At 36.6% G+C, this 7,392-nt stretch carries 6 protein-coding genes; all 6 read right to left on the bottom strand.

What is annotated here, in order from left to right:
* Nucleotides 1-191: 191 nt before the first annotated feature.
* A complete protein-coding gene (locus DD829_RS23285; protein WP_185140330.1) occupies nt 192-704 on the bottom strand; it encodes a hypothetical protein in 513 nt (170 codons plus the stop codon).
* 9 nt (nt 705-713) lie between these two features.
* The gene (locus tag DD829_RS23280; RefSeq protein WP_108410628.1) at nt 714-1,247 is read right to left on the bottom strand and encodes a hypothetical protein; all 534 of its coding nucleotides are present in this window, start codon (nt 1,245-1,247) and stop codon (nt 714-716) included.
* Entirely contained in the window at nt 1,244-3,979 is a 2,736-nt protein-coding gene (locus DD829_RS23275) for a hypothetical protein (RefSeq protein WP_108410629.1), read from the bottom strand. Before DD829_RS23275 ends, DD829_RS23280 begins: the two co-directional genes overlap by 4 nt.
* On the bottom strand, nt 3,972-4,772 hold the full coding sequence (locus DD829_RS23270) for a WxL protein host-binding domain-containing protein (protein WP_108410630.1): 801 nt from the start codon (nt 4,770-4,772) through the stop codon (nt 3,972-3,974). The genes DD829_RS23275 and DD829_RS23270 overlap by 8 nt, the downstream gene beginning before the upstream one ends.
* A gap of 96 nt (nt 4,773-4,868) precedes the next feature.
* Nucleotides 4,869-5,447 carry a hypothetical protein gene (locus tag DD829_RS23265; RefSeq protein ID WP_108410631.1) on the bottom strand — a complete coding sequence of 193 codons (579 nt, stop codon included), beginning with the start codon at nt 5,445-5,447 and terminating at the stop codon, nt 4,869-4,871.
* A gap of 250 nt (nt 5,448-5,697) precedes the next feature.
* Nucleotides 5,698-7,302, bottom strand: coding sequence for a hypothetical protein (locus DD829_RS23260; RefSeq protein ID WP_076396424.1), 1,605 nt, complete (start codon nt 7,300-7,302; stop codon nt 5,698-5,700).
* Nucleotides 7,303-7,392 lie beyond the last annotated feature (90 nt).

The raw sequence follows: 7,392 nt of genomic DNA, 5'->3' as shown, positions 1-7,392 counted from the left end.
CATCATTCATCAATTATCAATTATCTTTCATTAATATTATTTGCCATCTTCTAGCCGCGATAGAAACGGTTACCCCGCAGCGGGATTGGGAAAAGTGATGGCACTAACCCGGGAAGCAGGGCGCGAGGAGTAAGAGTGGATAGCGGGATAAAGCTCCTGAAAAGATGATCTGGAGTTGAGAAAACAAATTGTTATAAAGCACTTATTGTAAATATAATCTGGCTGTTATAGTTTGTGGCAGGAAGGGTAACCGATACTCCGGAAAGCTGTAATTGTACAGGGATGTTCGAATAGGATGCCAAAGCGAGTACTGCTGTAATTCTAAAAAATTCTATATCTGTAGTTGGTGGGATAACGGTATATGTTGTACCGCCTGAGATTGAACATCCAACGCATGTTGTGGTTCCGTCTCCGGTTCGTCTGGCGCTTAAAATAAGATTAGAATTCCAGGTAGGATTGGCAACGTAATGCATACTTACTTTACCGCTGGTTAGTAATAACGGAACGCTTGCTGCCAGAATAATTTGGTTGGTAGAGCTTTCGTAGGTTCCGGTGTAATTATTTCCTGCTTCGGTTATCGATGGAATTGTAACTGTCCAGTTTGTTCCGCCAACTGTTAATGTGCGTTGTGACTGTAACTGAGAAAATACAACCAGAATGGCAATAAATATATTTTTAGCAAAAAATTTCTTTAGATCAATCATTTTTTCCTTTTATTCTGTTATGGTATAGGTAATGATAACCGGTGTGTTCGATCTTGCATTTAGACTGGAATAGTTGTTGGTTACAAGAGTTACTGTTAGCTGATGTCCATTATTGGATCCGTTTCCTGTAAAGGCTCCTCCAATTCCGCTGATTACAGTCTGAGCTACCGTCGTAAGGGTAATCTGTGCAGATGGAATTCCTAATGTCCCTCCTCCTGAACCTGATGCTGTTGCTGCCTGAATTTTAATATCGATTCCCGGAATGGTCTGGTTGACAGATGCCGTGATTCTGCGTGATAATCCGGAAGGGGCAATTGCTGAAGTATAGTTAATCCATTTTGATGTATTTGCAACGGGCGCTGTTATAGCATTTCCGGCTTCAGTTGGGGCTGTATAATTTAAACTGATCGTTCCGGAAGGTTCAATATCCATAAGTGTTACGACAGGTAGGGCAACAGCAACATTTCGGCTTCCTGTCGTTTGAGAAAATAATTGACAAGATATCATCAGTAAGATTAAAAATATAGATTTTGAATAATTCATTTTTTTATTTCGTTGTAAGTTACTTTGATGGATTCCTGCTGATATTTGATTTCCGATTGTTGCTTTATGACGTTAATGATTACTTTTTTTATTTCTGAAGGATTTAGCGTTAAATCAAAACTTTCTACGGGAATTTTGTACTTTTTATCCAATCCGTTTCTGTAAACTTTTACTTTCCATTCGCCGGGTCGCAAATAGGTGAAATCAAAATTTTCTCCGATCATCACTATTTTGCGATAAATCTGATTTCCGTTTGAGGCTTCGATGATAATATTTTCTTTTTTCTTACGGTCTTTTTTGTTGGATAATCCGATAAAGTTGGATTGCGCATTTTCCGAATATTCAATTTTTCCCTGAATTCCTGCGGCGCCTGTTAATCCGAAATTGAAAACATTTTCCTTATTGGTTAACTGCAAAGAAGCAGGAAGACTGATGTTTGAAATATCATTAATATCCGTTGTAGAGCGATCGATTTCCAGAATGTAATCTCCGGGAATCACATTTTTAAAAACAAAATTTCCGGTTTTATCCGTTACAGATAAATAATGCCCGAGTAACACTCTGATTCCTTCCACTTTTTTTACGCCTAAATTGGAAATTGTTCCGGAAAGAGAAGTATAATCCGCTGTTTTTTGCGTGGGAATATCCAGTCTGGCGGTGTATCGAATTGAGAAGATAAAATCTTTATTCCCCAATTCTCCGCGCTGTAATGTATATCTTCCGGAAAGATCGAACTCGTGTCCCGGAAAAATTTCCTGATGAAATAAGGCTTCAAATAAGTTTCTGTCGGCAAAATATTCTTCAGGCATGTAATTGTTCTGATAAAATAAACTAAAACTTGTCTTTTGTGAAATCCTGCTCAGAATTCTCGCTCCGTAATAAACCTGCTTCTGATTTTGCATCTGGTATCTTGAAGTAATGGCATAACTTCCATAGATATTGAATGAAGTCCTGAATTTTTCAAAGCCGATGTTTGCCGTATAAAAACTTGAATTGCCTGAAAAGTTCAGAAGGTAATTTTTTGTTTTTCCGAATTGTCCTTCTGCATTGAATTGAAAAATGCCGAACTGCTGATCGATGCTGATTCTGAAAAACTGTTCTTTATAATCAAACTCCTTTGGAATAAGGCGGTCTTCGTATCGCTGAAATCCATTGAAAACGGAGAAAGATCCTTTTTTTGCATATCTGTATAGAATTCCATACTGCAGGTATTTTCTGTAAGGTGCGGCAAGAAACAGGGTATCCCGCTGAAAGTTTTTTGCATCCTGAACATAATTTGCTAATAAATTTACTTTTTTTGAAATCTGATACTGAATATTTCCGTTGAAAGTACTGGTATTGTTAAAATATCCTGCATATTCCGGACTTGTACGCATATACATGATGTTTCCGCTGATTTTATTAAAATTCGCAACCGTCTGCATCATAAAAGCGTTTCCCTCTGTCTTTTGAGTTTTGCTGTAAGAAATTTCTCCGGAAACTTCAATATTTTTATTTAATTTAAATTTTCCTGTTACATAAGGAAGCTGTGCATCAGAATCCAGCCTGAAATTGGTGAAACTTAAAACGGGATTATCCTTTCTTGGAATTTTATATAAATATCCCGCTGTAATTTCGGATTCATTTGTAATTTTAAATTTTGAATAGATATTAAACTCATCCTTGATATCTCTAAAAAATCTGGGATGATTGTAAAAACCACCGAAACTCATCTTTTTTGTATCGATTCGAATTTCCGCTCCACGTCCATATCTGGCATATTCCGTTAAAAATGAAGAGGAATAATTTTTATCTCCGAAATGAATAAATACGTTTTCCCTCTTGTAATTCACAAAATATTCCTCATACTTCGTGAAAGAGTTAAATTCGACAGGATTTTTCGTTACCGCATGAAATTCGATGAGATTTTTATTTTCTTTATCCAGACTGCCTTTGCCGTAAATTTCTCCCTGAAATCCATTTTGGTAATCGCCTCGGTTTTCCATTCCTGTAAAAGCAAGAGAGGCAAAAACAGGAAGCCTGTGAAAGACATCTTCTTCTGATGGTTTTACTGAAATAATCTTCACACTTGCATAAGCAGATAGATTTTCTTTCGGATGTTCTCGCGAGTAAACGGAAAGTATGATGTTTTGAGATTCATTTTTACCTAAATCCGGACTGGTTGTTTTTGATACAGTTATTATTTTCTGTTCACCCGGAGATAAAATCAATGAATTTTCCTGATCAATCAGCGCGTTTTTGCTTTCCAGAATCAGATTTTCTTTAAAGTTTCCGTTGTTTTTTAATAGAAAAGTGGAAATGATAGTTTCTCCCGCTCTTACAAATTCAGGAGCATTTAAAGCAGTGAGTAAAAGTTTTCGGTTTCCGGAAATAACAAATTCAAAATCATTTGAAAACTGATCGCTTGTTTTCTTTTCCGTTCCGTAAAGAGTAATTTTATATGTTCCCTGAGGAGTTTCGGATGCAATTTTTACCGGAACAAGGTATACACTTTTTTCTCCTGATGAGATTTCGATTTCTCCTTTTGCTAAAATGGGAACGATGTTCTGGTTAGAAGTTTCAACAGAGAGCTTGTAAATTTTATTTTCAGAAAAATTATTTTCTATGGTAAATGGAATAGAAGTGGTGATTCCCGGCATCAGACTGTCTTTTTTTTCAGCAAAACTTTTTGTCTGAGAAAAAATTACTGCCGGAAATAAAATGAAAATATATGATGCACAGTTTTTAATCATTTTTTACTTCTAATTCCACATTGAGGGCAAAAGCATTTTCATCTTCATCGGTTGCGATGAGAACAGCCTTATAAAGGGAAGGAGGCGTTTTTTCCAGATCGATATGAAAGGATTTTGAGGTTTGTGGCAGCAATCCCATTGCCTGACTGGAAAAACTTCCTGTTTTCTGTCCGCTCTTTTTATCATACATTTCCATTACCACTGTCGGTTTGCAATACAGATTTCCTTTATTGGCAATGGCAACTTTTAAAATCTGTTTTCCGTTTTCTTGTTCAATCTTTATTCCTTCGAATTTAAGATCTGGTTTTGCTTGCTCTGCATCAAGATCAGTGATCACCTGAATGGCATAACGGATGATCGAAGTTATGCTCACTCCCTGCTTATTCTCATCAGGATTTATTTCTTCCACAGGTTCTACAATAATAACACTCCAGTAACTTCCGGGTTCAGAAAGTTGATCAGGAACGGTAATTTCATAATAGATTTCTGTTTTTTCCTTGGATTTAAGCGTAACCAGATTGGTGTTCATTTTAATCCAGTCTGTATTGGTTTTAACGTTGGTATGAGGAGCAGAATACTGAATCGTTCCATCGGACTGATAACTGAAATCCTGAAGAAACAATTTTACACTTTGGGATCGGCTTCCTGTATTTTCAAGAGCAATTTTGCCTTTATAGATTTTTCCGTTTTCCACTTTATAGGTATGGGAAAGTCCGTTCAGTACTACAATTCCTGCTTTCAGAAATACAAACTGAAGCATCAAAAAAGAAAATAGCAAGATCTGCTTTATCATAATATATGTAAAGTTTTAAGTTTGATAAAAGGCTATACAAGACCAAGAAGAAATTTTTGCAACTTCTTCCTGCCTGTATATCGGAAAATGTATTTCTTAATTGTCCGAGATCGTATAAGTAACGGTTGCAACCGTAGTAGCCGCAGCTGTGAGATCTGCGTAGGCAGCAACTCCGCCGGGACCACTTCCAGGAGCTAAAGCATAGGTAAGATTGTGTCCGTTATTCGCTCCGTTTCCGGTATATGCGCTTCCGATTCCGGAAATAATGGTTTGGTCTGCGGCGCTTAAGGTAAGCTGTGCAGAAGGAGTTCCTAAAGTTCCGCCTCCCGATCCTGTTGCCGCTGCAGCGGTTACGTTGATATCAACCCCCGGAATAACGGCATTTAGTTTTACGGAAACATTGCGGGTAGGATCTGCGACAGATTTTATAGAAGAATAATTAAGCCATAAAGTGGTATTGGCTGCGTTTGCGACAATCGGGTTTCCGGCTTCTGTAGGAGCGGTGAAGCCCAAGGTAATGTTTTTGCTGGCGGCAGGTTCAATATCTACCAAAGCTACTTCCGGAACGGAAATTGTAATGGTGTGATTGTCGGTATTGGTGTCTTGGGCGCTCAAATGCGCAGATGCAGCAAGGGCGACTAAAGACAAAGTTAAACTGAATTTAAATCTTTTCATGGTGATATATTTTGTTCAGTGAAGTTAATAAATTAAAATGTAATATGAAAAGTTTTTAACAATAAATTTTTATCATTATTAATTCGTTATCAATAATTTATAATTTAAATGTTTTATTCAATTTAATTATTTTGAGTGTGAAATTTTATGATTTACCTCAGTATAAAAGAAAAAGCTTTAACCTGTTTTGCATGAGGCTTCATCCATTTTACTTAAAATGAACTGAAAATACTCCGTTGAAAAGTTAAGATTAAAACCTGCTTAAAATTCCCCAATGGATTTTAATATCGTTGAATTTAAAAGGATTTCCAAACTCGTTACCATTAGAAAGCTGGAAACTCATCAATCCGATCGGGATAAAGAAATTGAAACCGAGCCCGACACTGTAGAGTTTGGGTTTTACATTCAGAGATTTGTTGTTGAGCTGTCCGTATTGCCCGAAAACATCAAAAAATGCCTGACTTCCGATGAGATAACGGTATTCTAAACTTCCGTAATAGTAAAAATCGGCGGCGAGAGAGTTTTCATTGAAACCCCGCATGGAATTCCAGCCCCCGAAACGGTACAATTCATTGGCAGAAAAGTCGATTTTAGAATCCATCATCGCTCCTTCCGCTTTGATGTTGAGGAAATGATTTCCGTTGATATGATAATTGTGCTCTCCAAAGAAGTAAAACTGATTCTGCGGAGATTTTATATTGTCTTTGGTATATGTGGTCGTTAAATAATCGTATCCTGCGTTAATTTTTGTTTTATAAAGGAAAAGATCAATATCGGTCGGTTCTACCATTTCAAACCAGATTCCGATTCCTTTTTTGTTGTAATCTTTACCCTGAACATAAAGTGTATCAATAATGCTGGAGCTTTCGAAAGTTCCTCTCAGTCCCAGTTTATTTCGGGAGTTCAGATGGTAATAAAATGCCGGAAGTGCCTTTACATTGGCAAATGTAGAATCCTGACGGAAAATATTCACCTTCATATTCAGACCCACATTGGATTTAAAAAGGTAAGGAATATCGGTCTGAAGATCAAAAGTTTGCCCTTTATCCGGGTTTCTCTGCCAGTAAAGATTGATGAGTTCAAAACTGTTGAAAATATTTCTGAAATTTACATTCAAAGTTCCGTTCAGGGTAAATTTATCCGTTTTATCGTTTCCGAAACCAATGACCCCGTCAAAACTGTTGGTTTTTTTCTTTTCCATGAAAAGATAAATGCTCGTGGAATCTTTGGTGAATAACGTTTGCGGAGGACGCTCCAAAGCAACAAACTGATGGCTCTGGAAAGACTTATTAATGGCAATCAGGTTTTTATCATCATAGGTTTTTCCCTTAAATTCCTTTTCAAGATTTTTAATGAATCTTTTCGGAACACTGGTGTAGCCTTTTACCACGAAGTTATCAATGGTTCTTTTATCGTTCTTGTTGATGTCGAGTTCTACAATAGGATAACCGTTTTTCTGTCCTTTATATTTGGATTTTATTCTGCTGAATGCAAAGCCTTCATCAATGTACTTTTTGTTGATGCTTCTTTTTGTTGAATCTAAATTTTTAGTGAAAAATTCTTTCTGAATCTTCGTTTTATTTGAAATAGAATCTGAAAGATTAACGTAAGTCTGGTTGAAATTCTTCCCTTTGTCATAAAATATTTCTGTGCTGTCACCTTTTTTTCTGACTTCTTTCAACTGGGTGAAAAAGTAATTGGTCTGAGCCAGAGAATCCAGAAACTTCACTGCTGAAGCAGAATCTTTTACCTTTTTCTTCACCTTGGTTTCAGAATCGATCAGGAAATAATGCTTCTTCTGCGCCTGTACAAAAACGCAAAACAGTATAAAAAATATTTTTAGAATTAATTTCAATTTGTCATTCTGAATATAGTGAAGCGGAATGAAGAATCTCTATAAAAATACAAAAAGATTCTTCACTGCATTTCATCCCGTTCAGAATGA

Origin of the sequence: Chryseobacterium sp. HMWF035 (assembly GCF_003094695.1) — a bacterium.
Lineage (GTDB): Bacteria > Bacteroidota > Bacteroidia > Flavobacteriales > Weeksellaceae > Chryseobacterium > Chryseobacterium gambrini.
This window is presented reverse-complemented; position numbering and strand designations above follow the sequence as displayed.